Annotated in this window: 23 protein-coding genes, 1 tRNA gene and 3 pseudogenes; 14 read left to right on the top strand and 13 right to left on the bottom strand. The window is 69.7% G+C overall.

From position 1 onward, the window contains the following. The 3 genes and pseudogenes from H5J33_RS01790 to H5J33_RS01780 all read right to left on the bottom strand — a co-directional run. Window positions 1–217, bottom strand: a pseudogene (locus H5J33_RS01790) (NUDIX hydrolase); the annotation flags it as partial. A gap of 68 nt (window positions 218–285) precedes the next feature. Continuing rightward, a complete protein-coding gene (locus tag H5J33_RS01785) occupies window positions 286–750 on the bottom strand; it encodes a RidA family protein (protein ID WP_181793007.1) in 465 nt (154 codons plus the stop codon). Next, a complete protein-coding gene (locus H5J33_RS01780) occupies window positions 747–905 on the bottom strand; it encodes a DUF4177 domain-containing protein (protein ID WP_086024262.1) in 159 nt (52 codons plus the stop codon). Before H5J33_RS01780 ends, H5J33_RS01785 begins: the two co-directional genes overlap by 4 nt. Before the next feature lie 95 nt (window positions 906–1,000). Between H5J33_RS01780 and H5J33_RS01775 the strand changes: the two genes are divergently transcribed. Further along, entirely contained in the window at window positions 1,001–1,978 is a 978-nt protein-coding gene (locus H5J33_RS01775; RefSeq protein WP_181793006.1) for an ArsA-related P-loop ATPase, read from the top strand. Then, window positions 1,975–3,318: an ArsA family ATPase gene (locus tag H5J33_RS01770; protein WP_181793005.1), complete on the top strand. Its 1,344-nt coding sequence runs from the start codon at window positions 1,975–1,977 to the stop codon at window positions 3,316–3,318. The genes H5J33_RS01775 and H5J33_RS01770 overlap by 4 nt, the downstream gene beginning before the upstream one ends. Window positions 3,319–3,582: 264 nt before the next feature. Here H5J33_RS01770 and wblA read toward each other — a convergent pair whose 3' ends face one another. Continuing rightward, on the bottom strand, window positions 3,583–3,921 hold the full coding sequence (wblA, locus tag H5J33_RS01765; RefSeq protein ID WP_030606400.1) for a transcriptional regulator WblA: 339 nt from the start codon (window positions 3,919–3,921) through the stop codon (window positions 3,583–3,585). Between the two features lie 560 nt (window positions 3,922–4,481). Between wblA and H5J33_RS01760 the strand changes: the two genes are divergently transcribed. Continuing rightward, a complete protein-coding gene (locus H5J33_RS01760; protein WP_181793004.1) occupies window positions 4,482–6,839 on the top strand; it encodes a transglycosylase domain-containing protein in 2,358 nt (785 codons plus the stop codon). A gap of 246 nt (window positions 6,840–7,085) precedes the next feature. Here the strand turns inward: H5J33_RS01760 and H5J33_RS01755 are convergent, their stop codons facing one another. Next, on the bottom strand, window positions 7,086–7,553 hold the full coding sequence (locus H5J33_RS01755) for a GatB/YqeY domain-containing protein (protein ID WP_181793003.1): 468 nt from the start codon (window positions 7,551–7,553) through the stop codon (window positions 7,086–7,088). Window positions 7,554–7,646: 93 nt separating this feature from the next. Between H5J33_RS01755 and H5J33_RS01750 the strand changes: the two genes are divergently transcribed. The 5 genes from H5J33_RS01750 (at window position 7,647) to H5J33_RS38580 (ending at window position 10,802) form a co-directional block, all read left to right on the top strand. Next, window positions 7,647–8,573, top strand: coding sequence for a metallophosphoesterase (locus H5J33_RS01750; protein ID WP_181793002.1), 927 nt, complete (start codon window positions 7,647–7,649; stop codon window positions 8,571–8,573). 132 nt (window positions 8,574–8,705) lie between these two features. Further along, window positions 8,706–9,464 carry a Pr6Pr family membrane protein gene (locus tag H5J33_RS01745; RefSeq protein WP_181793001.1) on the top strand — a complete coding sequence of 253 codons (759 nt, stop codon included), beginning with the start codon at window positions 8,706–8,708 and terminating at the stop codon, window positions 9,462–9,464. A gap of 66 nt (window positions 9,465–9,530) precedes the next feature. Next, window positions 9,531–9,604: transfer RNA gene (locus tag H5J33_RS01740), tRNA-Pro, on the top strand. 392 nt (window positions 9,605–9,996) lie between these two features. Next, complete coding sequence (locus H5J33_RS38585; RefSeq protein WP_399552744.1) at window positions 9,997–10,443, top strand: transposase; 447 nt, start codon at window positions 9,997–9,999, stop codon at window positions 10,441–10,443. After that, complete coding sequence (locus tag H5J33_RS38580; RefSeq protein ID WP_399552743.1) at window positions 10,440–10,802, top strand: transposase; 363 nt, start codon at window positions 10,440–10,442, stop codon at window positions 10,800–10,802. Before H5J33_RS38585 ends, H5J33_RS38580 begins: the two co-directional genes overlap by 4 nt. Here H5J33_RS38580 and H5J33_RS01730 read toward each other — a convergent pair. Then, a complete protein-coding gene (locus tag H5J33_RS01730; RefSeq protein WP_181793009.1) occupies window positions 10,744–11,226 on the bottom strand; it encodes a hypothetical protein in 483 nt (160 codons plus the stop codon). The genes H5J33_RS38580 and H5J33_RS01730 overlap by 59 nt on opposite strands. 428 nt (window positions 11,227–11,654) lie before the next feature. After that, a pseudogene (locus H5J33_RS01725) lies at window positions 11,655–12,423 on the bottom strand (transposase). A 128-nt stretch (window positions 12,424–12,551) separates the two neighbouring features. Here H5J33_RS01725 and H5J33_RS01720 point away from each other — a divergent pair. Further along, window positions 12,552–13,091, top strand: coding sequence for a hypothetical protein (locus H5J33_RS01720; RefSeq protein ID WP_399552742.1), 540 nt, complete (start codon window positions 12,552–12,554; stop codon window positions 13,089–13,091). Between the two features lie 202 nt (window positions 13,092–13,293). Here H5J33_RS01720 and H5J33_RS01715 read toward each other — a convergent pair. The 4 genes and pseudogenes from H5J33_RS01715 to H5J33_RS01700 form a co-directional block, all read right to left on the bottom strand. Continuing rightward, window positions 13,294–13,494 (bottom strand): annotated as a pseudogene (locus H5J33_RS01715) (transposase); the annotation flags it as partial. A gap of 186 nt (window positions 13,495–13,680) precedes the next feature. After that, window positions 13,681–13,887, bottom strand: a complete 207-nt coding sequence (locus tag H5J33_RS01710) for a hypothetical protein (protein ID WP_181793000.1) — start codon at window positions 13,885–13,887, stop codon at window positions 13,681–13,683. Further along, window positions 13,887–18,194: a DUF6531 domain-containing protein gene (locus H5J33_RS01705; RefSeq protein ID WP_181792999.1), complete on the bottom strand. Its 4,308-nt coding sequence runs from the start codon at window positions 18,192–18,194 to the stop codon at window positions 13,887–13,889. Before H5J33_RS01705 ends, H5J33_RS01710 begins: the two co-directional genes overlap by 1 nt. Beyond that, window positions 18,184–18,549, bottom strand: a complete 366-nt coding sequence (locus tag H5J33_RS01700) for a hypothetical protein (RefSeq protein WP_181792998.1) — start codon at window positions 18,547–18,549, stop codon at window positions 18,184–18,186. Before H5J33_RS01700 ends, H5J33_RS01705 begins: the two co-directional genes overlap by 11 nt. Window positions 18,550–19,137: 588 nt before the next feature. Here H5J33_RS01700 and H5J33_RS01695 point away from each other — a divergent pair. From H5J33_RS01695 to H5J33_RS01675, 5 genes are all read left to right on the top strand, one after another. Continuing rightward, window positions 19,138–19,995 carry a hypothetical protein gene (locus H5J33_RS01695; RefSeq protein WP_181792997.1) on the top strand — a complete coding sequence of 286 codons (858 nt, stop codon included), beginning with the start codon at window positions 19,138–19,140 and terminating at the stop codon, window positions 19,993–19,995. Window positions 19,996–20,295: 300 nt separating this feature from the next. After that, window positions 20,296–20,808 carry a toxin-antitoxin system HicB family antitoxin gene (locus H5J33_RS01690; RefSeq protein WP_181792996.1) on the top strand — a complete coding sequence of 171 codons (513 nt, stop codon included), beginning with the start codon at window positions 20,296–20,298 and terminating at the stop codon, window positions 20,806–20,808. A gap of 82 nt (window positions 20,809–20,890) precedes the next feature. Then, on the top strand, window positions 20,891–21,733 hold the full coding sequence (locus H5J33_RS01685; RefSeq protein WP_181792995.1) for a DUF4097 family beta strand repeat-containing protein: 843 nt from the start codon (window positions 20,891–20,893) through the stop codon (window positions 21,731–21,733). A 141-nt stretch (window positions 21,734–21,874) separates the two neighbouring features. Then, window positions 21,875–22,849, top strand: coding sequence for an ATP-binding cassette domain-containing protein (locus H5J33_RS01680; protein ID WP_258564813.1), 975 nt, complete (start codon window positions 21,875–21,877; stop codon window positions 22,847–22,849). Then, on the top strand, window positions 22,846–23,637 hold the full coding sequence (locus tag H5J33_RS01675; RefSeq protein ID WP_181792993.1) for an ABC transporter permease: 792 nt from the start codon (window positions 22,846–22,848) through the stop codon (window positions 23,635–23,637). The genes H5J33_RS01680 and H5J33_RS01675 overlap by 4 nt, the downstream gene beginning before the upstream one ends. A 148-nt stretch (window positions 23,638–23,785) precedes the next feature. Here H5J33_RS01675 and H5J33_RS01670 read toward each other — a convergent pair whose 3' ends face one another. Both H5J33_RS01670 and H5J33_RS01665 read right to left on the bottom strand, forming a co-directional pair. Beyond that, a complete protein-coding gene (locus H5J33_RS01670) occupies window positions 23,786–24,307 on the bottom strand; it encodes a hypothetical protein (RefSeq protein WP_181792992.1) in 522 nt (173 codons plus the stop codon). A 28-nt stretch (window positions 24,308–24,335) separates the two neighbouring features. Then, window positions 24,336–25,807: multicopper oxidase family protein (locus H5J33_RS01665; RefSeq protein WP_181792991.1), on the bottom strand; the 1,472-nt coding region annotated here is incomplete at its 5' end.

The following is a 25,807-nucleotide window of genomic DNA, read 5'->3' as shown; positions in this document are numbered from 1 at the left end:
CGCGTGGGTCGACACCGCCTCCGGGATACGCGTACGCGCCTCCGGCGAAGGCCATGGAGGCGCGTCTGCGCAGCATGTGGACGACGGGGCCGTCCGGGGTGTCCTTGAGGAGCAGCACCGTGGCCGCGCGCCTGGGGGCCACCGGGGTGAGCGATCCGTCCGCGAGCGCGCGGATGCGGTCCGGCCACTCCGGGGGATACCACTGACCGTTCGCCATGGCCGGAGGCTATCCCGTACCGGGCGATTGTTCGAGAGGTGCCCGGGGCCGGCGGGGAGGGCGGTGGTCTACTCGGCCAGCTCCACCTGGATCTCGACCTCGACCGGCGCGTCCAGCGGCAGCACCGCGACGCCGACCGCGCTGCGGGCGTGCACGCCCTTCTCGCCCAGGACCTCGCCGAGCAGTTCGCTGGCGCCGTTGACGACACCGGGCTGCCCGGTGAAGTCGGACGCCGAGGCGACGAAGCCGACGACCTTCACCACGCGCGCGACGCGGTCCAGGTCGCCGACGACGGACTTCACGGCGGCCAGCGCGTTCAGCGCGCAGGTGCGGGCCAGCCCCTTGGCCTCCTCCGGCGTGACCTCGGCGCCCACCTTGCCGGTGACCGGCAGCTTGCCCTCCACCATCGGCAGCTGCCCGGCGGTGTACACGTACGCCCCGGACCGCACGGCCGGCTGGTAGGCGGCCAGCGGCGGCACCACCTCCGGCAGGGTCAGGCCCAGCTCGGCCAGCCTGGCCTCGACCGCGCTCACGCCTGCTTCTCCCGCTTCAGGTAGGCCACCAGCTGCTCCGGGTTCGGTCCGGGCACGACCTGGACGAGTTCCCAGCCGTCCTCGCCCCAGTTGTCCAGGATCTGCTTCGTGGCGTGGACGAGCAGCGGCACGGTTGCGTATTCCCACTTGGTCATGGGCCGACTGTAGCCGCTGTGGCCACGGGGACGGTGACCTGCGTTATCCACAGCCTCGCGCGTGACCGTCGGCCGGACTGGTTAGTCTCGAAGACGTGAGCAGGCTCCAGGTCGTCAGCGGCAAGGGCGGGACCGGAAAGACGACGGTCGCCGCCGCCCTCGCGCTGGCCCTCGCGACCGAGGGGAAGCGGACGCTTCTCGTGGAGGTCGAGGGCCGGCAGGGCATCGCACAACTCTTCGAGACGGAGGCGTTGCCCTATGAGGAGCGGAAGATCGCGGTCGCTCCGGGCGGCGGGGAGGTGTACGCCCTCGCCATCGACCCCGAACTGGCCCTCCTGGACTACCTCCAGATGTTCTACAAGCTCGGGGGCGCCGGCCGGGCCCTGAAGAAGCTCGGCGCGATCGACTTCGCCACCACCATCGCACCCGGCCTCAGGGACGTCCTGCTGACCGGCAAGGCGTGCGAGGCGGTGCGCCGCAAGGACCGCTCGGGGCGGTTCGCGTACGACTACGTGGTCATGGACGCCCCGCCGACCGGCCGCGTCACCCGCTTCCTGAACGTGAACGACGAGGTGGCGGGCCTGGCGAAGATCGGCCCGATACACAATCAGGCGCAGGCCGTGATGAGGGTGCTGAAGTCGCCGCAGACGGCGGTGCACCTGGTGACGCTGCTGGAGGAGATGCCGGTCCAGGAGACCGCCGATGGCATCGCCGAACTCCGCGCGGCCCGGTTGCCGGTGGGCCGGGTCATCGTGAACATGGTCCGCCCGCAGGTGCTGGACGCGGCCGACCTGGAACTCGTACGGACCGTGGAGCGTTCCTCGGTCGCACAGGCGCTCTCGGCGGCCGGCCTGGGCGGGGCCCGGCGCGGCGGGAACGCCGAGAAACTGGTGGACCCGCTGCTGGAGCAGGCCGCGGAGTACGCCGAGCGGTACACGCTGGAGCAGGAGCAGCGCGCGGTCCTCACCGAGCTGGGCCTGCCGCTGCACGAACTCCCGCTGCTCGCCGAGGGCATGGACCTGGCGGGCCTGTACGAACTCGCCACCGAGCTGCGGAAGCAGGGGTTGTCATGAGTACGGACCCGGCCGAGGCGTCCGAGACGGCACCGGAGCCCGAGCAGGCCCGCCGCCTCTCCTCCGCGCGCGTGCTGGACGTGGACCCGCTGCTGGACGATCCCAGGACCCGGATCGTGGTGTGCTGCGGCTCGGGCGGGGTCGGCAAGACGACGACCGCGGCGGCGCTCGGACTCCGGGCCGCCGAGCGGGGCCGCAAGGTGGTGGTGCTGACCATCGACCCGGCCAAGCGGCTGGCCCAGTCGATGGGGATCGACTCCCTCGACAACGTGCCCCGCAGGGTGAAGGGCACCGAGGGCGACGGCGAGCTGCACGCCATGATGCTCGACATGAAGCGCACCTTCGACGAGGTCGTGGAGGCGCACGCGGACCCGGCCCGGGCCGCCGCGATCCTGGCGAACCCCTTCTACCAGTCGCTCTCGGCGGGCTTCGCGGGCACGCAGGAGTACATGGCGATGGAGAAGCTGGGCCAGCTGCGGGCGCGGGACGAGTGGGACCTGATCGTGGTCGACACCCCGCCGTCCCGCTCGGCGCTGGACTTCCTGGACGCGCCCAAGCGGCTCGGCTCCTTCCTCGACGGCCGGCTCATCCGCCTGCTGACGGCTCCGGCGAAGCTCGGCGGCCGGGCCGGGATGGCCTTCCTCAACGTCGGCATGTCGATGATGACGGGCACGCTCGGCAAGCTGCTGGGCGGTCAGCTGCTGAAGGACGTGCAGACGTTCGTGGCCGCGATGGACACCACCTTCGGCGGCTTCCGCACCCGCGCGGACGCCACCTACAAGCTTCTCCAGGCGCCCGGTACGGCGTTCCTGGTGGTGGCGGCCCCGGAGCGGGACGCGCTGCGCGAGGCCGCGTACTTCGTGGAGCGGCTGGCCGCGGAGAGCATGCCGCTGGCGGGCCTGGTGCTGAACCGCGTCCACGGCAGCGGGGCCGGCGGACTGTCGGCCGAGCGGGCGCTCGCGGCCGCGGAAAATCTTGAGGACCCCCGCATTGTGGATCAGGGGGACGGGAAAGCTGGACTTCGTAACTCTCCCGACACGCAAGGCAGTTCACAATCTTCCGCACCGGAGACCGCAGCCCCTGCTCCCGAGGAAGGCTCCCCCGCCGACACGGAGCGCTCGGTCGACCGGCTCACCGCGGGCCTGCTGAGGCTGCACGCCGAGCGCATGCGGCTGCTCGTCCGCGAGCGGCGCACGCGCGACCGCTTCGCCGCGCGGCACCCCGAGGTGGCGGTGGTCGAGGTGCCCGCGCTGCCCGGTGATGTCCACGACCTCACGGGCCTGCGCGACATCGGAGACCGGCTGGCGGCCCGACGACCTGAACGGACGGAGCACATATAGGCACCGCACCACGGCTTACATCACGGCTCTCGTCGCGCGGACCTGCACACAAACGGCCCACGTCGCGTGAGAGGGCACGCGTACGGCGGCGCATACCGGCGCGTGTGGGCGCACGAGGAGTGTGCAGTGGGCGCGCAAGGGTGTGCGAGCGGCGCACTCGCGGCCGCGGACACCGCAGCCGCAGTACTCCCGGTCGTACGAACAGCCGTACCGGCCTCCGCGGCGACCCGGGCCTTGACGTGGTGAGCCTGAGCGGGGAAGCCCTCAGCTCACCGCGGCGTAGTTCTCGTACACCTCGTCGTTGTCGAGGGATACGATCCCCGCTCCCCGCTCGTACTCCGAGCGGGCGGTTTCCAGGAGTCTGCGCCAGGAGGTCACGGTGGGCCGCCGGCGCAGCAGCGCACGGCGCTCGCGCTCCGTCATGCCTCCCCACACGCCGAACTCCACGCGGTTGTCCAGCGCGTCGGCCAGACACTCGGTGCGTACCGGGCATCCGGTGCACACCGCCTTGGCCCTGTTCTGCGCTGCTCCCTGAACGAACAGTTCATCCGGATCGGTAGTGCGGCAGGCGGCCTGCGCACTCCAGTCGGTTACCCAGCCCATACCGGCGCCGTCCTCTCCCGAATCGAGGCTCCCCCACGGCGGCAGCGGCATATTCACCGCCGCCAGTTGAGGACGTTACGGAAGGTGGGGACAGTGCAACACCCCCTTCGGGCCCAATCTTGAATGGCCCGAACGGACTATGGGTAAGCGGCAGATCACCCGCGGGAGTGAGCTGGCGACATGCGTGATCAACCCGGCAAACCGGGGCAGTCGCGGTGGGCCACACCGGGTGCCGGCCAGCACCCGGGGCGGGCGCGAGGCCCGTTCCCAGCGGGAAAAAGGGGCCGGTTCCCGGGAATTCCCGGCCGTGTCCGGAGCGATTCGGGAGAGCCGGACGCAGGAATGGGCGACCGCACGGTTGTGACAGTCGAGAGCAGCTTAGGCCAACGCCTGCGCGCGTGTCCGGCGAATGGGAACGCGGGCATCCCCTCTTTGCGGGGCCGTGACGGAGGCCGGCACCCGGGCGAGCCCTCGGCGGGTACGTCACGATCGGCACTCGGAACATCCCGAGAAGCGGTCGCTCCCTCGGAACGCTCAACAGTACGGATTAGGCTGCCCCCATGCCAAAGAAGCGCTCGGGCGGTGGTCTGTCGCCCATGCAGCAGGCCGCCAAGTTCCTCGGTGTCAGTGTGCTCGCCGGAGCCGTCATGGCGGGCATCGCGCTGCCCGCGGCCGGAGCGCTGGGCCTCGCGGCCAAGGGCTCGGTCCAGGGCTTCGACGAGATCCCGGCCAACTTGAAGAGCCCCCAGCTGAGCCAGCGCACCACCATCCTGGACAGCCAGGGCAAGCAGATCGCGACCGTCTACTCCCGCGACCGTACGGTGGTGGACCTCAAGGACATCTCGCCGTACATGCAGAAGGCGATCGTCGCGATCGAGGACTCGCGCTTCTACAAGCACGGTGCCGTCGACCTCAAGGGTGTGCTGCGCGCCGTGAACAAGAACGCGCAGGAGGGCGGCGTCGCCCAGGGCGCCTCCACACTCACCCAGCAGCTGGTGAAGAACTACTTCATCGAGGAGGCCGGCGACGACCCGACGAAGGTCGCCGAGGCCACCCAGCAGACCCTGGGCCGCAAGATCCGCGAGCTGAAGTACGCCATCCAGATCGAGGACAAGCTCGGCAAGAAGAAGATCCTCGAGAACTACCTGAACATCACGTTCTTCGGGGAGCAGGCCTACGGCGTCGAGGCCGCCTCGCAGCGCTATTTCTCCAAGCACGCCAAGGACCTCAGCCTCCCGGAGTCGGCGCTGCTGGCCGGCATCGTCCAGTCCCCGAGCCGGTACGACCCGGTCAACGACGAGGCCGAGGCCACCAAGCGGCGCAACATCGTGCTCCAGCGGATGGCGGAGCTGGGCGACATCTCCCAGCAGGAGGCCGACCAGGCGAAGCGGACACCGCTCGACCTGCACACCAGCCGCCCCAAGAACGGCTGCATCACCTCGGTCAGGGGCGCCGGCTTCTTCTGTGACTACGTCCGCCAGGTCATCCTCACCGACCCGGTCTTCGGCAAGACGAAGGAGGCGCGGGCCAAGCTCTGGAACCGGGGCGGCCTGACGGTCCGTACGACGCTCGACCCCCAGGCGCAGGAGTCCGTGCAGGACTCCGTCAAGGACCACGTCTACCGCAGCGACGCCGTGGCGACCGCCGCGACCATCGTCGAGCCCGGCACCGGCAAAATCCTCGCCATGGGGCAGTCCCGCCCGTACGGCGTCAACGTCAACAACGGCGAGACGACGATCAACCTGTCCGTGAACCAGGACATGGGCGGCGGAGCCGGCTACCAGCCCGGCTCCACGTTCAAGCCGATCGTCGCCGCGGCGGCCGTCGAGGGCGGCAAGTCCCCGGCGCAGGAGTACTCGTCGCCGTACGAGATGGCGTACCCGAGCCCGGTGGCCGCGTGCGACGGCAAGGTGTGGCGCAACGACCCGAGGCACCCGGAGAAGCTGAAGAACGAGAACGACTCCGAGCGCGGCCCGTACGGCATGGCGGAGGCCACCGCGAAGTCCGTCAACACCTACTACGTGCAGCTGATCGGCGACATCGGCATCTGCCCGGTCATCGACATGGCCAAGAAGATGGGCGTGGCGCGCGCGGACGGCCGCAAGATCGTCCAGGCGCCCTCCATCGCGCTCGGCACGCAGGAGATGTCCCCGCTGACGATGGCGAGCGCGTACGCCGCCTTCGCCTCGCGCGGCATGTACTGCACCCCGGTCGCCATCGAGTCGGTCACCCAGAAGGTCGGCAGCGAGCAGAAGTCCCTCCCGGTGCCGAAGTCGACCTGCTCACGGGCGATGTCGGAGAACACCGCGGACACGATCAGCACGCTCCTCAAGGGTGTGGTCGAGGACGGCACGGGCCAGGAGGCCGGCCTCGGCAGCCGCCCGAGCGCGGGCAAGACGGGTACGACGGACGAGCGCTTCGCGGCCTGGTTCGTCGGCTACACCCCGAACATGGCGGGCGCGGTCTGGGTCGGCGACCCGCAGCACAAGCGCAAGATGACCAACATCACGATCGGCGGCGTCCCGCACGACAAGGTCTACGGCGGCGAGGTCCCGGGCCCGATCTGGCGCGACATGATGTCCGGCGCGCTGGAGGGCAGGCCCGCCCCGGACTTCCATCTGGTCGACCTTCCCGACGACGGCCACGACGAGGACGACCAGGGAAAAGGCGACCGGGGGGCGACGGACGACCACAACGGGGACACGACGGGACCGGTGACCGGGGGACTGATCGGCGGCCTGACGAACGGCGGCACCGCTGACGGCGGCCCCACCGCGGGCGCTCTCGGCGGCTCCTTCCCGACGCCGACCTTCTCCCTCCCCGGGAACGTCATCCAGGGGCAGGGCGACGGTGGAATCGGTGGGAACGGCGGCAACGCCGGGAACAACGGCAACGGCCACGGGGGCCGGCGGCATTAGCCGGTGGTTTCAGGGGGCCGGGTCCGGCTGATCGTGTTCGGGACGGATCAGCGGGGCCGGATGAACGAGGCCGGATGAACGTCGCCGGACGAGCGGGGCCGCACCTCTGGGAAGGGGTGCGGCCCGCGGTCGTATGGACGTCGTGGGGACGACGACGCCGTATAGACGCCGCATAGACGGATTTGACGGATAGACGCTCTACAGACGGAGGGCGGAGGGCGGCTCGAGAGGCCTGCCCGGGGGGGGTCAGCTCTCGAGGAGCTTCCTCACCGAAGCGGCGACCCGGCCGCCCTCGGCCCGACCGGCCACCTTCGGGTTCACGATCTTCATGACGGCGCCCATGGCCCGCGGCCCCTCGGCACCGGCCGCCTTCGCCTCGGCCACCGCCTGGGCGACGATCACGTCCAGCTCCTCGTCGGACAGCTGCTTGGGCAGGTACTCGGCGAGCACCTCGCCCTCCGCCTTCTCCCGCTCGGCCTGCTCGGCACGACCGCCCTGCGCGAAGGCCTCGGCCGCCTCACGGCGCTTCTTCGCCTCGCGAGTGATCACCTTCAGGACCTCGTCGTCGGACAGCTCCCGCTTCGCCTTGCCCGCGACCTCCTCCTGGGTGATCGCGGCGAGGGTCAGCCGGAGCGTCGAGGAGCGGAGCTCGTCGCGCCCCTTGATCGCGGCGTTGAGGTCGTCCTGCAGCTTCGACTTGAGCGTGGTGGTCATGGCCCGATTGTCGCAGGTGCACCGCCCGGCACGCCCGCCGATTTACCGGGCGGCCGGTCTCACCGTGACCAACGCGTCTGACACGATGGACAGATGCGCGCGCGATACGGAATCCCCCTGGGAATCGTGGCGGCCGGCACGGCCGGCCTGGTCTATGCGGCGGGCTTCGAGGCCCGTTCCTTCCGCCTCCGACGGGTCACCGTCCCCGTCCTGCCCCCGGGCATGCGCCCGCTGCGTGTGCTCCAGGTCTCCGACATCCACATGGTCGGCGGCCAGCGCAAGAAGCAGCGCTGGCTGCAGTCGCTGGCCGGGCTGCGTCCCGACTTCGTGATCAACACCGGGGACAACCTGTCGGACCCCGAGGGCGTCCCGGAGGTGCTCGACGCGCTGGGCCCGCTGATGGAGTTCCCGGGCGCGTACGTCTTCGGCTCCAACGACTACTACGGCCCCAAGCTACGCAACCCCGCCCGCTACCTGCTGGAGAAGACGAGCGGACGCCACGGGCTGAACGGCAACCCGCCGGCGGTGGGCGCGGTCCACAACCCGTGGGAGGACCTGCGGGACGGCTTCGACGCGGCGGGCTGGCTGAACCTGACCAACACACGGGGGGTCCTCAAGGTCGAGGGCGTCTCCATCGAACTGACCGGCCTGGACGACCCGCACATCAAGCGGGACCGCTACGCCCGGGTGGCCGGCGGGCCCTCGGGGACGTACGACTTCTCGATGGGCGTGGTCCACGCGCCGTACCTGCGGGTCCTGGACGCGTTCACGGCGGACGACTACCCCCTGATCCTGGCCGGCCACACCCACGGCGGCCAGCTGTGCATCCCGTTCTACGGCGCCCTGGTCACCAACTGCGACCTGGACACGGACCGCGTGAAGGGCCTGTCCACGCACACGGCGGAGGGCCGCACGTCCTACCTCCACGTCTCGGCCGGCTGCGGCACCAACCGCTACACCCCGGTCCGCTTCGCCTGCCCGCCGGAGGCGACGCTGCTGACGCTGGTGGAGAAGGGGTGACGGGGCGGAGACCGGCGTGCCGAAGAGGCCGGGACGGAGGCGAGGCCGGGACGCAGGTGAGGCTCGCCGTCCCGTAACCCACCCGGCCCAACCCGTCTGGCCGCCCCCCTCCCCCGCTCCTAGCGTGAGGGCATGACCGCCCCGATACCCAGGGACATCCCGGACCTGCCCGCGGTGCCGGGCCCGCCCGTGCTGCTGCCCGCCCCGGTCCCGGCCACGGCGGTGGTGGCCCCGGTACGCCGCCCCTCGGCCGCGGTGTTCCGTGTGCTGATCGCCGTGGCGGCGGCGGCCGGGGTCGCGCTGGAACTGCTGCTGGGCAGCCCGGCCCGCATGCTGAGCTACTTCAGCGTCCAGGCCACCGCCCTGCTGGCCGTGATCACGTTCCTGTCGGCGACGAGGGCCTGGCGGGCCCGCCGCCCCCTCCCGCCGGCGCTGACCGGCGCCGCGCTCCTCTACGTCGTGACCGGCGCCCTGGTCTACCACCTGCTCCTGGCCCACACGACGCCGCCGTTCTCCATGACCGGCGCGACGACGGCCCCGGAACGCTGGCACGCCCAGTGGACGGCGCTCCAGATACTCCACGTACTGGTCCCGGCGGCGGCCGTACTGGACTGGCTCCTGCTCACACCCGCGGCCCGCCTGCGCCTACGCCAGGCCGCGACCTGGCTCCTGTACCCCTTGGCCTACCTGGCCTTCACCTTCATCCGGGCCGCGCTCCTCCCACCGTCCGACCCGTCCCGCCACCTCTATCCCTTCCTGGACGTGACGGCCCACGGCTACCGCGGCACCCTGGCGAACGCCCTCCTCCTGGGCCTCGCGATCTACGCCCTGGCGGTCCTCCTGGTGGCCCTGGACCACACCCGCCCCTCCCCGACCCGCCACCGCCTCTGAACCGGATTTCGTCTACAGCCCCCAGTGGGCTAAAGTAAACGTCGTCGCCGCGAGAAGCAGCGACACCGGGGTGTAGCGCAGCTTGGCAGCGCGCTTCGTTCGGGACGAAGAGGTCGTGGGTTCAAATCCCGCCACCCCGACGCCGTAGTACCAGGTCAGGGGCCTGATCCGCTTAGCGGGTCGGGCCCCTGAGTGGTTTCCGGGACCGCTTGGGAGAAATTTGAGAGAAGATCTTGGTCGAGGTCTCCCAGGGGGTGACTGGTGTGGCCGTCTCACTGCCTGTTCTCTATCCGCTCCTCGAACGGGAGCCTGGTTCGGGTGAATTTTCCGGGGTGAGTGAGTGCATGAAGGAAGGGCCTCTTGGTAGCTCGCGGATGTCGAGTCCAGCGAGAAGCAAGAGGCCCTGTTGTCGAAGTGTCGCGTGGTCGTGGTCGCCGAGTCCAGTTCGTCCACTCGTGGGTGTGGCTGCCTCGCCCACAGGTTCGGGAACGCGGTCGACCGGCCGCAGCGTCGGCCCCGGTACGGCTCGGACATGAGCGATGCCGAGTGGGCCGTGGTGAGGGACCTGCTACCGGTTCCGGGCTGGCTTTCGGGCCGCGGCGGGCGTCCGGAGGGCTACTGCCACCGGCAGATGATCGACGCAGTGCGCTATCTCGTCGACAACGGCATCAAGTGGCGGGCGATGCCCGCGGACTTCCCACCCTGGCCGCGCGTCTCTGCCTTCTTCGCCCGCTGGCGGGACACGGGACTGGTAACCGAGCTGCACGACCGGCTGCGGGAAGCCGTCCGCGCTGGTGAAGGCCGCAGCGCCGAGCCGAGCGCGGGGGTCGTGGACTCGCAGTCGGTGAAGGCGGACGCCACCCTCACCTTCGACTCACGGGGCTTCGACGCGGGCAAGAAGATCAACGGACGCAAGCGGCACCTGCTCACCGAACGCTCGGACTTCTCCTGGCCGTGCTGGTCACACCGGCATCCGTGACCGACCGGGACGGCGCCCGGTCCCTTTTGCCAGCGGCGGCCGGCCGCTTCCGGCGGCTGGCGCGGGTCTGGGCCGATGGCGGCTACACCGGCCACCTCACCGACTGGACAAGCCAGCATCTCGGGCTCGTCCTCGACATCGTCCGCCGCAGCGAGGACGTCCGCGGCTTCCAGCCACTGCCCCGCCGCTGGGTCGTCGAACGGTCCTTCGCCTGGCTCCTGCGCAGCCGACGCCTGGTCCGGAACTACGAACGACGCACCGACACGAGCGAAGCCGTCATCCGCTGGTCGATGATCGCCCTCATGAACCGCCGCCTGGCCGCACAGCCTCATCAGTGCGTTGTTCTGCCGGCAGGGTGAACCTCCCGGGCTTCGTCTCCACCAGCCTCTTCAACCGTGCTCTCGCGCCCTCGACGCGTGAGGCCGAGGCACTGTCCCAGCCGAGTACCACGGCCACCCGCCGGGCACCCAGCCCGTCGCTCCCGGCCTCGGCCGCGGCCGCCATCACCGCCTGGTAGTCCACCGACAGGTCTTCGACCCCGGCTGCGTTCTGGCGATGCGGCACCGCACGGCGCGGGCCCACCGGCTTCCTCGGGCCAACGACCGTCTCGGCCGGCTGTTCCTCCTCGGCGAGCGCTTCCAGATACTGCTCGAGGCCGATCGTCCGAAGCCGGAGAACCTCCTCGGCATCCACCAAGTCCGCCCGCAACCGCTCCAGTTCGGCTTCGAGCTCCTCCACCCGCACGGCAGCAGCCTTTCGCCGTGTTTCCAGGACCGCCCGCATCGACGGCATCCGCCACCCCCACGCCGACTCGATCAGCAACAAGTCGAGACTCCCGCCACAGTCGCAATCTCATGCCTGACCAGCGGAATCCGCACACGGCATTCGGAAAGCGAACGACCTCTCAAGTGCGGCAGCTGAGGGCACTCGGACCTGCGCGTTCGCGAATCCAGCCTCGCGATCGGCTGGGAATGCCATGCCGGCCCACCTCAACCGCCCCTGGAGATCACGACACGTGGCAGGTCATCACTCAGCGCGTTTCCACGACCACGCACGCGCCCTCGCCCCTCGCCCCTCGCGTGCGCCGCGTGTTGTTCACACTCCACCGACGCCAGGGAAATGATGGTCTGCGAAGGGCTAAGTAAGACTTGTCCCGCAATGATCAACTGAGTGGACACGGTCAGCATCGGGGATGGCCACCTCGGACCGGCCTATCCGGCGAGCGCGAGGTTGTGCAGGCGGGCTATGCCAAGCATGGCGTGATGAACGCCGTCTTCCTTCAAGCGGCAGTCGCGGAGGATCTTCCAGCTCTTCATGCGGGCGAAGACGTGCTCGACGCGGGCTCGGACCTTGCGGTGTGAGCGATTGTGCTCCTCTTTCCGGGCCGGGAGTTCGGCCTGGCCGGGTTCGCGGCGCTACGGGATCAACAGGCCAGTGCCGCGGCCTCCGTCAGCGATCACCGTAGTGTTGCCGACGGTGGCCTTCGCACCGGACGACTCCCACGCCCTGCAGTCGTTGCGATTGCCGGGCAGGGGCTGGCCAACCGCGATGACCAGCCGTGTATCGGCGTCGATGACGACCTGGTGGTTTCTGGAGTACCGGTAGTTCTTCGATTGCTCGGCCACCGCATGATCCCGCGTGGGGACCAAGGTGCCGTCCACGATGAGCACGGTGCCCTTGCGGAACCGTCGGCGCGGCCGCAGCGCGAGCAACGGTGCGAGGCGGTTGATGATGCGGTCGGCCGCAGACTTCGAGATTCCGAACAGCGGCGCGAGCTGGCGCAGCGTCAGGTTCGTGCGCCAATACGCCGCAACCAGCAGAACACGATCTCCCGGGGGCGGGCACCACGGCCGGCCTCGGCGGACAGCGTCCGGCTCCCTCACGGCGCAGGGCGGTCACCAGCTTGTCGAAGCAGCGCGGGCTCAGCCCCGAAAATGGGGCTATCCAGGACGGCTGCGACGCCGTGATCACTGCTGCCATGTTGAGATCGTCCAGCACCCCGGAGCCTGGAGTTACGGAGTCAGTACCGGTCAGAAAATCGCTCGGTGGTCCCGTCACCGGCCGGTACGGTGCGATGCGGAACCAAGGGGGACGAGCTGGTGTGTCCAGTGCTGCTGGTGGATGTGGACGGACCGCTGAACCCGTATGCCGCGAAGCCGCACCGTCGGCCGGAGGGCTATCAGACGCACCGCCTGCTGACCCCTCGGTGGGAGGCTGCCGAGCGACGCCGGCTGACTGAGTGGGGGCTGCCGAACAAGCCCGTGAAGCCGCTGCGGGTGTGGCTCAACCCGGATCACGGCCCGGCGCTGGATGCGCTTCCTTTCGACCTGGTGTGGGCGACAACGTGGGAGGAAGAAGCCAACACCTTCGTCGCGCCCGTCCTCGGATTGCCCGAGCTGCCCTTCATCGCCTGGCCCTCGCCTCGTCCCGAGCCCGGGGACGGTGTGTTCTGGAAGACGCCCGAGGTCGTCACGTGGGCGGAAGGCCGTGCGTTCGCCTGGATCGACGACGAGATCACAGAGGCGGATCGTACGTGGGTGAAGAAGCACCACGACGGTCCCGCCCTACTGCGTCGAGTCGACCCGCGATGCGGCCTTGCCATCGACGATTTCGCCGCGCTGACGGCATGGGCAACCGGCCTGGACTGACTCCGCAACCGGTCGGCAACCGTCTGCGACGCCGCTCTGTCTGATCATTGCGGGACAAGTCTTCTTGGGGCTTCACAACTCCATTTCTCGAATAACCAGCGCGCCGATTCTTCATCTTTCGCCTGAAGGGCTGCCCCCTGTTACCGCCGCCGATAATGGTGTTCGCGGGGGCTGGTCTGCTTCGACCTACAGCAGAACCGGCTCAGGCCGTGGGGAGAGCTGCCAATCGGCAGTAGCTGACGAAGGCTGCGGCCAGGCCGACGAAGGCGAGGAAGTGTTCGGCCTTGCGTTCATTGCGGCGGTGGAGACGGCGGCAGCCGGCCAGCCAGGACACGGTTCTCTCCACCACCCACCGATGCCGGCCCAGCCGCTGCGAGGACTCGACACCCTTGCGGGCGATGCGGTGGCGGATACCGCGCAGGCTGAGCACCTTGCTGGGACGTCCGGGGCGCCCCTCCGTGGCGCGAGTGCTTCGGCCCTGGCATCCAATCAGCCGTCTACGGCGTCCGCGCTGACACCGTTAGCGCGCCCGAGCGGTATTCCTCCTGCGCCACTACGGGCCATTGCGACATGACTCCGCCCCGCTTTCTCATGTGCACGGGGTGATGAGCTCCCATGCATTCCCCGTGGTGAGCACGTACTCGCTCAGATACATGTCCGTGTCCTCATTGAGGTCGTCCCCCAGGTCCCAGACGGACTCGCACTCAGGGCAGAGCAGGAACTTCTGGCCCGTGTCCTTGCGCTCGTAACAGCGCACCCAGTCCTGGCCACAGTGCGCGCAGGCAACCTTGTCCATCAGTTCCAGCTCCTCGGGAAGGCCGTGATCACTTCATTGCCGTGTTCGACAGTGATCGAAATATAGTCCTCTCCGGGGTTGTAACCCACCTGTCGTCCCATGGGGATGATGTAGGTGGTACGGGCCCCCTGCGGGTTGACCGAGACCGCCATGGCGCGTCGGCTCCATGCTTCGTCAACCGATTCCAGCACGCCCTGGTTGCCCGTGTCGAAAACTCCGTGAGCGGGCTTTGCGGGGTTCTCCCGCGTGTGCTGCATGACGTGGATGATGCGGTGTCCCTCGGCCGCGTTGGGACCGTAGTCGAGTCCTTCCGGCGAGCGGTACCAGCCGTCCCCGAGGTCCGTCAGCTCACAGCCGTACAGCCCCAGCGGGTCCGACCAGGTCCCGGGGTGGCGGATGTACGCCGAGGGATTGGGGCCCGGCTTCAGGCCCAAGGGGTCCTGGCTGAGGTAACAGGCTGTCTCGGGGTCGTAGTAACGGAAGTAGTTGTAGTGCAGACCGGTTTCCGTGTCGGCGTACTGCCCCGGGAACCGCAGCGGGCAGTCGGCGGAAGATGACTCCGCCGGTCCGGCAAGGAAGGTTCCCCACAGAGTGGTACGACTCTGCCATGTCGTCTCGCCCTCTGCGGTGACCAATTCGGTGGGCGTGCCGACGGCATCTGTGATGACTGTCTGGAACACGGACGCGTGACCGGGTGCCGACTCCTCTGCCAGCCGGGCGAGGAATGAGGCGTCGCGTCCGATGGCAGACCACCAGTGATCGGTCTGGGCGATCGGCCGGTGTGTGCCGGGTTCGTAATCCCAGGTGGTCACCCTGCCGTCCGCGCCCCTCTGTTCCGCCAGCCTCGTGTCGTCCCAGGAGAAGTCGGTGCGATCCGCCTGCGTCCCGTCTTGCATCAGGCGGTATTTGCACAGGCGGCGTCCGAGCGGGTCGTACGTGTACCTCCACCGTTCGCCGTCCGGCGTACCGACCTCGATCAAGCGATCCTCGGTGGTCCAGGTGTATGTCCAGGTCCGGGTCTGACCGTTGAGCAGCTTGCGGATTTTACGGACCAGACGTCCCTGAGCGTCGTGCTGGTAGGTGTCACCACCTGCACGGCGGAGGAGAGAGCCATCGAAGACACGCTCACCGGCACAGCAGTGACCGGGTGCCGTCGCCTGCACGAGGTTGCCTGCCTGATCGTAGGCGTATGTCTCGGCCCAGCCATGGGCGCGTACCCGCGTGACGCGGCCCATCGGGTCCAGGTCGAAGCGGCGGGTGCCCGTAGTGAGCTCGCGGATCTCCGTCTGATAGCCGTCACTGCGGTAGGCGTAGAGGCGGTGCTGAAGCAGGACCTGCGCATCGGCGGGACCCGCGGTGAGGGACTGGAGAGTCAGGCGGCCAGCTGCGTCCCAGGTCTGGGTCAGCACGACATCGGGGCCGACCTGGCGGTCGGTCTCGTGTCCGGCGGCATCGTGGGCGAAGGTCAGGGTTCCCGCGTCCGAACGAAGTTCCGAGGGCCGCCCTGCGGCGTCGTAGGCCCACCGCGAAACCAGTCCAGAGGGAGTTTCACGGCGAACACAGCGGCCCAAGGGATCGTAGGCGTAACTCGTGACGCGGTCGTCGACCGATTCACTGAGAATGCGCCCGAGAGCGTCCCTGACGAAAATCACCTCGGCGTCTCGGTTGACCGCCCGGGCAAGCAGTCCGTCCGCTCCGTACTCGAAGGTCGTCGTCTCACTGACACCCGTGCGCTGCTCCACGACGCGGCCCGCCGCGTCCCGGGTCAGACCGCACGTCTCCCCGGCCCCGTTCGTGCGCGAGATCAGCCGGCTCGCCGCGTCGTACCCGTACGTCAGCGTACGTCCGTTGAAGTCCGTCTCGGCGACCAGACGTCCGGCCTCGTCGTAGGTGTACGACCATGTCCGGCCTTGCGGGTTGGTGACGCGTGTCAGCCGCAATTCCGTGTCGTACGAGAACAGGTAAGGGGAGCCGTCCGGATCGGTCCGCGTGGCGGGGACGTCGAAGTGAGTCGCGGTGTGCCGGGTCGTGTTGCCTGCCGCGTCGGTGTAACCGAGCAGGTTGCCCTCGGCGTCCCAGATCCACGACTCGCGGCCGCCGTCGGGCTGCTCGCGCCAGGACGGTTTCCCTTCCGTCGTCCAGCCCAGACGGGTGGTGTTGCCCAGCGGGTCGGTTACCTCGATCACCCGCCCGAACACATCGCGACGGATTATTGTCGTATGACCCAATTCGTCCGTGAGGGTGAGAGGCAGACCCGCCGCGTTGTAGACCACCGTGCGGGTATGACCGAGGGCATTGGTGATGGTGGTTGGGCGGCCTCCAGCGTCATTCGCGTACCGGGTCTCGGCGCCGGTCGGATCCACGGTGCCGAGCAGGTTGCCCCGCTCGTCGTACATGTGGTGCCAGACCGCGCCACCCGGCTCGATCACCTCGGTCGGCAAGCCGAGTGCGTTGTAGGAAGCGTGGGCCAGCGAGCCGTCGGGGAGGGTGAGGGCGGTGAGGTTGCCCGTGTCGTCGTACGTGTACCGCGTGGTGTGTCCCAGCGGGTCTGTCACGGTGACCGGCCGGGCTCCGTACTCGTCCCACTCCGTACGGGTGACATGCCCGAGTGGGTCCGTCTCCTCCACTACCAGGCCGTCGGCGTTGTACCGGTGGGTCGAGACGTGGCCCTGAGAATCGGTGTACGTGGTGGTGCGGGCGCTGTCGTCGTACGTCAGTGTCCCGGACAGGATGCCGTCGACACCCTCGGTGCGGGTCACCCGGCCGCGGTCGTCGTAGACGTACGAGAACCAGGTGCCGTTGCGGTCGGTCCAGCGGGTGACGCGGCCCTCGGCGTCGTAGGCGAAGCGCAGGGGCTCGCCGCTGGAGTTGATGACCTCGGTGAGGTTGCCGGCGGTGTCGTAGCCGTAGCGCATGACGACCGTGCCCTCGTCGGGCGCGGGGGACGGGTGGTAGCGGGAGGGCGGCTCGTCCAGCAGGCGCAGGGCGGTGACGCGGGGGCCCTGGGTGTCGACGGCGAGGTAGTAGCCGCCTGAGTGGCGGATACCGAAGGGGATGCCGTCGTCGTCACGTTCGATGTCGACGCGGTTGCCGTTGCGGTCGCTCCAGGAGTCCAGCGCCAGGTGGAAGACGCCGAAGGTCGGGGAGGGGACGGGGGCGGCGAAAGTGCGCGTCACACCGGTCGCCGGGTCGGTTACCCTCATCGCGCCGTCCGGCTTGCCGTCCCACTCCAGCGGCCAGCGCGGACCCTTCACCGGCATCGTGGGCACACCGGGTTCCGGTACCGGGTACACCAGGCGCATACCGTCGGCTGCCGCGAAGACGACGCCCTCTCCGTCGATCTGGAGGCACTCGTCCAGGGCGGAGACCCAGGTCGGGCCGAAGCAGACTCCTCCCCGGTAGGAGGAGAGGTGGGTGCGGGTGAACTCCAGCGGCAGACTGCCCGGCAGGGTCAGGTCCGTCTGTGTCATCAGCATGGCGCCGGTCGCCACGTCGATCGGCTCGCCCACGCAGGGGGTGCGCTCGGTGTTGCGGGCGGCCGGGCCCAGCTCTACCAGGTCGGGGCGGAGCGACGGCGGGCGCAGCAGCAGTGGGGTGGTATCGGCAAGGCCGCCTTCCATGCTCGCCTTCAGCAGGCCGCCGCCCGCTCCCAGCGCGCCGCCGAAGATCATGCCGTCCTTGGCGGACTGGTTGACCTCATCCAGGCTGAAGCCGTGCTGCATACCCGTCGCCATCTTCAGCGGCTGGGCCACCGCTAGGTCGACCGCGACCGATTCGACCCCGCCGAACGCGGCGGCGACGAGGGTGCCCGCGGTGATCTCGGCCACCGTCGTAGTGACGGCGATGCCCATCGTGGCGCCGAACTCGATGACCGCGTCGGCCGCCGCGACGGCAGCCCCCGAAGCGAGGCCCGCGGTGAAGAAGGCAAGCGCCACCCCGCCCGCGATCACGGCCGCGTCAATGCCGATGCGCGTCCAGAGCTTGTTGATCGCGTCGTCGATGGCGTCGGCGAACTTCTCCAGCGCCTTGGCCATCTCCCGCGAGGATTTCGCGAGATCGCTCAGCCAGCCACCGTCCTGGTCCTTGGCGTAGCGGCCCCAGAACTTCTCGAACGCCTCGATCGACTCACCCGTGTTGTGGTGGATGATCGAGGACGCGCTGCGGTGCACGGGGGAGCGGACGTCGTCCACGGCATTCGCGAAGGTGCGCCAGGCTTTCGCCGCGTCACGCAGCTTGCCGGAGTCGGCTTCCGGCCACCACAGGCCCAGCTTGAGAAGGATGTGGCGGGCTTTGTCCTCAACGCTCACCGGCACCGTCGCTCTGCTGGGGGGTCTTCACTTCCGTGAACATGCCTGCGATGAGCTGGTCGTTGTCCACGTGCCCGTCCGACAGGTCCACCATGGCCTCGTGAATGCTCGTCAGACCGAGCACCAGGATGCCCGCCGCGCTTTCGATCTTCTTCTGCTGCGGCTTGTAGACATTGCCGAACTTGTCGCCCTGCTCGTCGTGGCCCCAGGGCTCACCGAGGCCGTCCAATGTCTGGATCAGTGTGGTCAGCGCCTTGCTCAGGTCGATGGCCCCTTGGTGGAAAGCCGGTGCCGCAGCCTTGATGTCAGCGGTCTTGATGTCCAGTACCTTGCCGGGCACCTTGCCGTCGCCCATCGCTGTCGCCTCCCCCGTTCGCTGATGCGGCTCCGACCATAGGACAGACGGGTAAAGGAAGTGTCATGTGACCTTGCGTGCGTCATGGTGCCCGTCGAGTGTTCGCAGAAGCCCGGGGCGAACAGGCAGCGCGTAGGCGCGCAGAGCCCTTCGGACGCACGCGATGGGAGCCATCCGGGAGCCAGCCAGCTCTCCGAGCCCCTTCCAGGCCCCGCGACACCAACCGAGCCCACCCGTCTGGCCTGCGGATACTCCATCGAGGCTGGCAAGCTCACCAACCGAACCTCATTCGGGACGAAGAGGTCGTGGGTTCAAATGCCGCCACCCCGACGCCGTAGTACCAGATCAGGGGCCTGATCCGCATCGCGGATCGGGCCCCTGAGTGGTTTCCGGAGATCGTATGGGCGAAACCTGGGAGTGGATCTTGGGTCGGGCTGCCCCCAGAACGGTCCGGCGCCTGTTCCGTGGCGCGGAGCCCAGGCGGGGCTCCTAGCGGCTGCGCCATCGCGATTCCGTAGCAACGAATTGCCTCAGCCTGGCGTTTTGTGATGGGGCTACCTCGCGCTGCCCGTTGCTACGGTCGCGCGTATGACGCTCTCGGTCTCCACGAGTCAGACTGTCGACCTGCGTGCGCAGCCAGTTGCCGAGATTCTGGATCGTGTGGCCCGGTCTCTGCAGGTGCGCTTCCTACCGGAAACGGTGGTGCGCAAGCGTAGGTCCGTAGGGGCACGGACCGACCGCGAGACCTGGGTCCGCATCGAGCGACGCCTGCTCGACAAGATCACCGATTTGGGATGGAACGGCGCGGAGCGCGCCGGCCGCTTGGACGGCGTAGCCCAGCCGACGTGGTGGGGACGCGTGGTCTGGCGGGACACGAACGAACAGGTGATGTGGCGGGCCGACGAAACCGACCTTCTGCCCGCCGCTCCGGTCGGGAACGCCATTTTGAGTGAGGCCCCGGAGCTCTCGGACGAGTGGTGGGACGGGTTGAACGCCTCGCTGCACGCGCTGGCAGCGCACCGGACAAGGCGGGTCGCCACACCGGACACCGAGACCATCACCCAGACGTCGGTCACCGAGGCCATTCGGGCTGTCTTTCCCGGCGGCTTCGACACGACCGTCCAGCGCTGGGTGCCCGCCCACGCCGACCTGAACTGGGCCAACGTCACGGCGCCGGTGTTCAGCCTCTTCGACTGGGAGGACTGGGGGAACGCCCCACAGGCACTGGACTCGGCCTCGCTGTGGGCGAGCTCGCTCGCCGTCCCTTCTCTGGCCGATCGTGTACGTCAGGAGCGTCGGCGGGACTTCGAGAGCCGGGACGGCAAGCTGATGACGCTGTTCGTCTGCTCGAAGATCCTTGGCCCGTACGCGCACCCGGAGGACCCTCGGTTGGAGCCCGCACAGCGCATGGCCGAGCAGGTCATCGAGGAACTTCAAGCGGACTGATCACGCGAGCGGTCGCGGAGGAGTTTCCGGTACTCCTGAACGGTCCGCTCCTCCACCCGACATGGGCCGGGTCTTCTTCCCGCGCATGCTTGATGCCACCGTGGCGCCAAGTGGTGTCACCTTGGCGCTGAGCGGGAGTGTCGTCCGGGTCCGTGAGGCGGATTGGTGGCGATCGGCACGGCCTCCTAGGCGCCTGGCGCTATGCCTGACCTGCGGGTATCCGATCCGTGAAGCATCCGTGGCCCCACTCGTGGCGCCATGGGGTTGCTTATGGCGCCACTGTGGTGCCATGATGGCGTCATGGACCTCACGCCCTATGTCGAAACCCTCCGCCGCGAACTCGCGGTGGCCGCCGAAGCCGGTGGGGAGGATGCGCGGGAGCTGGCCGAGAGGCTGACCGCTCCGCTGGAGTCGGCGGCCCGGCTGACGATGCTGAACGTGCTGTCCGCCGCCATGGACGAAGTCACCCGGGAGCTCGCCCCGGGGTCGGTGGACGTGCGGCTGCGAGGGCTGGACCCGGAATTCGTGGTGGCGTTGCCGGCCGTCGAGGCCGGGGGTCATGCGGAGGCGGCCGCGCCCGTCGAGGCCTTCAAGGTGCCGGCCGAGGCGGACGAGGGCGGCACCGCCCGCGTCAATCTGCGGCTGCCCGCCCAGCTCAAGGCCCGGGCCGAGGAGGCCGCGAGTCGCGAGGGGCTGTCGGTCAACGCATGGCTCGTGCGGGCCGTGTCGGCCGCGGTCGACGGCGGCTCCCGGCCGCGGACGGCGGAGAAGAGCCAGACCGTCGGACAGCGCTTCACGGGCTGGGTGCGCTAACCACCGCCCCACCCGCTCCACTTCACTCACACCACGTCCCACCTGCGGGGACGTTCCCAAGACTCACGAGGACGGGACAGCCATGCCTTCTTTCGACACTCCCGAACCGATCTCGGTCACCGCGCGGGTGGACGCCGGTTCCATCCAGTTCACCGCGAGCGACCGCCTCGACACCGTGGTGGAGGTGCGGGCCCGCAACCCGAAGAAGGACCTGGACGTGCGGACGGCCGACCAGACCGAGGTCTCCTACGCGAGTAGTGCGCTGACCGTCCGGACGCCCAAGTCCAACCTGTTCGGCCGCACCGGCGTCGTGGACGTGACGGTCGAGCTGCCCGCGGGCTCCCGCGTCGACATGACCGGGGCCTGGACCCAGGTGCTCGGCGAGGGCCGGCTCGGCGAGGTGCGGGTGAAGACCTCGTCCGGCGACGTCCGCCTGGACGCGACCGGCCCGCTGGAGCTGACCGCCGCGCACGGCTCCATCACCGTGGACCGGGTCGAGGGCCGGGCCGAGATCAGCACCAGCACCGGCAGTGTGCGCGTCGGCCTCCTCGACGGCCCGGCCGTGCTGAAGAACTCGCACGGCGGCACGACCGTCGACGTCGCGACCGGCGCGCTGCGGGTGAGCAACGCCAACGGCGACATCGAGGTGCGGCGCGCCGAGGACTCGGTCACCGCCACCACCGCCCACGGCACCGTGCGCGTGGGTGACGTGGCCCGTGGCACCGTCCAGTTGGAGACCTCCTACGGCGCCATCGACCTCGGCATCCGCGAGGGCACGGCCGCCTGGCTCGACGTCAGCTCCGGCGCGGGGCAGGTGCGCAACGCGCTCACCGTCTCCGGCGCCCCGGACACGGCCGAGGAGACCGTCCAGGTCCGCGCCCGCACCCGCTACGGGAACATCGACATCCGCCGCGCCCGGAGCTGAGCACCGGGCCACGGGCCACGGGCCACGAGCCAGGGGCAACAGGCAACGGGCCCGCCGGCCTCCCCGCTCGCTTCCTCTGCTTCCTCCGCTTCCCCTACTTCTTCCTCGCTTGAACGGGAGGGCTCCATCGACATGTCTGTCATGCCCACGTCCAGCACGGGCCGGCAGGTCGCCGCCATCTCCGCCGTCGGCCTGCGCAAGTCCTACGGCGACAAGACCGTCCTGGACGGCATCGATCTGCACATCCCCGCCGGCTCCGTGTTCGCGCTGCTCGGGCCGAACGGCGCCGGCAAGACCACCACCGTGAAGATCCTGTCCACACTCGTCACCGCCGACGGCGGACAGGCCCGGGTCGCGGGCCACGATCTCGCCGCCGAACCCCAGGCCGTACGCGCCGCGATCGGGGTCACCGGGCAGTTCTCCGCCGTCGACGGGCTGATCACCGGCGAGGAGAACATGCTCCTCATGGCGGATCTGCACCACCTGTCCAAGCGCGAGGGGCGGCGGGTCACCGCCGAGCTGCTGGAGCGGTTCGGACTGGCCGAGGCCGCCAAGAAGCCCGCCCAGAGCTACTCCGGCGGCATGAAGCGCCGGCTGGACATCGCCATGACCCTCGTCGGCGCCCCGCGCATCATCTTCCTCGACGAGCCGACCACCGGCCTCGACCCACGCTCCCGGCACACCATGTGGCAGATCGTCCGCGAGCTGGTCGCGGACGGCGTCACCGTCTTCCTCACCACGCAGTACCTGGAGGAGGCCGACCAGCTCGCCGACCGCATCGCCGTGCTCAACGGCGGGAAGATCGCCGCCGAGGGCACCGCCGACCAGCTCAAGCGCCTCGTCCCCGGCGGACACGTGCGGCTGCGCTTCACCGATCCGGCCGCGTACCGGTCCGCCGCCTCCGCGCTGCGCGAGGCCACGGCGGACGACGAGGCGCTGGCGCTGCGCGTCCCCAGTGACGGCAGCCAGCGCGAACTGCGCTCCCTGCTCGACTGGCTGGAGGCCGCCGGTGTCGAGGCGGACGAGCTGACCGTGCACACCCCCGACCTCGACGACGTGTTCTTCGCCCTCACCGCCGGCGCCGGGCCGGCCCTGTCCACGGAGGATGTCCGATGAGCTCCCTCTCCCTGGCCGTGCGCGACTCCTCGACGATGCTGCGCCGCAATCTGCTGCACGCCCGCCGCTACCCGTCGATGACGCTGAACCTGCTGCTCTCGCCGGTCGTCCTGCTGCTGCTCTTCGTCTACATCTTCGGCGACGTGATGAGTGCGGGCGTCACGGGCGGCGGGACGGACCGGTCCGCGTACCTCGCCTATCTCGTCCCGGGCATCCTGCTGATGACCATCGGCAGCACCACGATCGGCAGCGCCGTCTCCGTGGCCACGGACATGACCGAGGGCATCATGGCCCGCTTCCGTACGATGGCGATCCACCGCGGGTCGGTGCTCGTCGGGCACGTCGTCGGCAGCGTGATCCAGTGCGTGATGAGCGTGGTGCTCGTGGGGGCCGTCGCGGTGGCCATCGGGTTCCGGGCCCCGGACGCCACCGCCCTGGACTGGCTGCTGGCCGTCGGACTGCTGGCGCTCGTCTCCGTGGCGCTCACCTGGATCGCGGTCGGCATGGGCCTGTCCAGCCCGAACGCCGAGGCGGCCAGCAACAACGCCCTGCCGCTGATGGTGCTGCCGCTGCTGTCCAGCGCGTTCGTGCCGGTCGACGCGATGCCGGGCTGGTTCCAGCCGATCGCCGAGTACCAGCCGTTCACCCCGGCCATCGAGACCCTGCGCGGACTGCTGCTCGGCACCGGGATCGGCCACAACGGGTGGCTGGCCGTCGCCTGGTGCCTCGGACTGGCGGTGCTCGGCTACGTCTGGTCCACCTCGCTCTTCGCCGGCGAACCGAAGTAACGGCCGCCCCCACCGACGCGTCCCGCTCCGGGGCGGTGTACGTCCGGCACCACGCCGGCGTGCACCGCCCCGGAGTCTTCGCCTGCTTGGGTGGTCCGAGGAGCGCCGAGCGGCTCCGGCGCCGCTCGGCCTCCCCTCGCGGTGCCGGTCAGGCGGTCCTGGTGCCCGTCATGTCGATGGTCACGGTCTCGGTGCCGCCGTCGTCGTAGACGCGGTTCGTCAGACCGTGGGCGGAGAAGGCGGTCGACGAGGTGAGGACGCCGTCCAGTTCGACGTAGGCCGTACCGGTGCGCGTGCCCGGCAGCGGGTGGGTGAACTCGTAGTGGAGCGTGCCGCCGTAGCCGGCGCACCACTCGCCGGTGCCGATGAACACCGGCTTGCCGTCGGGGCCGGGGTGCGCTTCCAGCCGCAGGGTGTGGTCGGCGTAGAAGTAGAGGGTGCCCGTCGAGGCCGGGTGGTCGGACTCCTGGGTCGTCACCGACCAGGTGCCCACCGGGGAGGGGACGGTCGCGGCCGTCGCGGTCCTCGCCGTCGTCGTGGCCGGTCCGGCGGTCAGGGCCAGCGCGGGCTGCGGTGCGGCCACGGCCAGCGTCAGGAACCCGGCGGCCAGGGCCACGCCCACGGCGCGGCGCGCGGTCGGTCCGCCGGTGGTGCTCTGCTTCTTCGGCATTGCGTACGTCCTTTCGGATCGTTTTCCCTTACACCACGCGGAAATTGGCCATCATCGCCATGTCCTCGTGTTCGAGGTTGTGGCAGTGGAGCATGTAGCGCCCCCGGTATCCGTCGAAGCGCGCGAGGATCTCCACGACCTCGTACGGGCGCAGGTCGACCGTGTCCTTCCAGCCGCGGTCGCCGGCGTCGGGGGCCCCGCCGGCCCGGGACAGCACCTGGAAATGCGCCAGGTGCAGATGGACGGGGTGGTGGAAGTCGCTGGTCAGCCGCCATCGTTCGACGGTGCCCAGGCGTGGTGTCGCCCAGGTGCGCGCCGGGTCGAAGGGGTGGCCGTTGACGGTCCAGGTGTCGTCCGAGCCGAGCCGGAAGTCGAAGTGCCGGGTGGTCACGGCCTGTTCCGGACGCAGCGTCTCCGGCCGGGACAGGCGGGCGGGAATCCTGCTGTCGTCGCGGCCGCGCCCCCGGCTGGTGACGTGGAACCGCATGACGTCGCGCATCGCCCCGTCCGCCAGGGTGTTGACGAGGGTGACGGTGGTGCCCGGCGCGCAGCCGGAGAGGTCGAGGACGACGTCGTAGCGCTCGGCCGGGGCCATGGTGAGCGTGTGGAGGGTCTGCGGGCGGGCCAGCAGACCCTGGTCGCTGCCGACCTGGACGAAGGGCAGGCGGCGGCCGTCGGAGGTGGTGAGCGCCAGCCGGTAGCGGCGCGCGTTGGCGGCGTTCAGCAGCCGTAGCCGGTAGCGGACCGCGCTCACTTCGAGGTACGGCCAGGGGCGGCCGTTGACCAGCTGTACGTCGCCGAGCACGCCGTCCATGTAGCCGGACCGGACGCCGGGGGTGCGGGTGAGGGTGGGGTCGAGCGACGGGTAGCGGAAGGCGCCGTCGGCGTCGAAGGACCGGTCGCACAGCATCAGCGGGATGTCGCGGTCGCCCTTCGGCAGCGGCAGCGCGTCCTCCTCGTCGTCGTCCACGAGGAAGAACCCGGCGAGCCCGCGCCAGACCTGCGGGCCGCTGAAGTCCATGCGGTGGTCGTGGTACCAGAGGGTGGCGGCCCGCTGCCGAAGGGGGTACGTGTACGTGCGCGCGCCGGTGACGGAGTCGCCCTCCGGCATGGTTCCGCCGTGTGTGCCCGCCATCCCCCGCATGGGGTGCGCGGAGTCCTCGCGGTGCCCCGCCGGGTGCAGCAGGTCGGTGGGGTAGCCGTCGGAGCCGGGCGGGGTGACTCCGCCGTGCAGATGGGTCGCGGTGGGCGTGGGCAGGGTGTTGGTCATCCGGAGCCGGACCGGGCGGCCGGAGCGGGCGCGGAAGGTCGGACCGGGGAAGGTGCCGTCGTACGACCAGATCTCCGTGCGGGTGCCGGGCAGGATCTCCACAAGGGCGCGCCGCTGGGTCACCTCGTACACGTCCGTGCCGGGGATGCCGGGGGTGCCGTGCGTGGGCCGCGCGACGGCGGGCACGGTCAGCGGCAGCCTGCTGCTCGGACTGCTGACCATCACCGGGG

Source organism: Streptomyces sp. WELS2 (assembly GCF_013870595.1).
In the GTDB taxonomy this organism is placed as follows: domain Bacteria; phylum Actinomycetota; class Actinomycetes; order Streptomycetales; family Streptomycetaceae; genus Streptomyces.
This window is presented reverse-complemented; position numbering and strand designations above follow the sequence as displayed.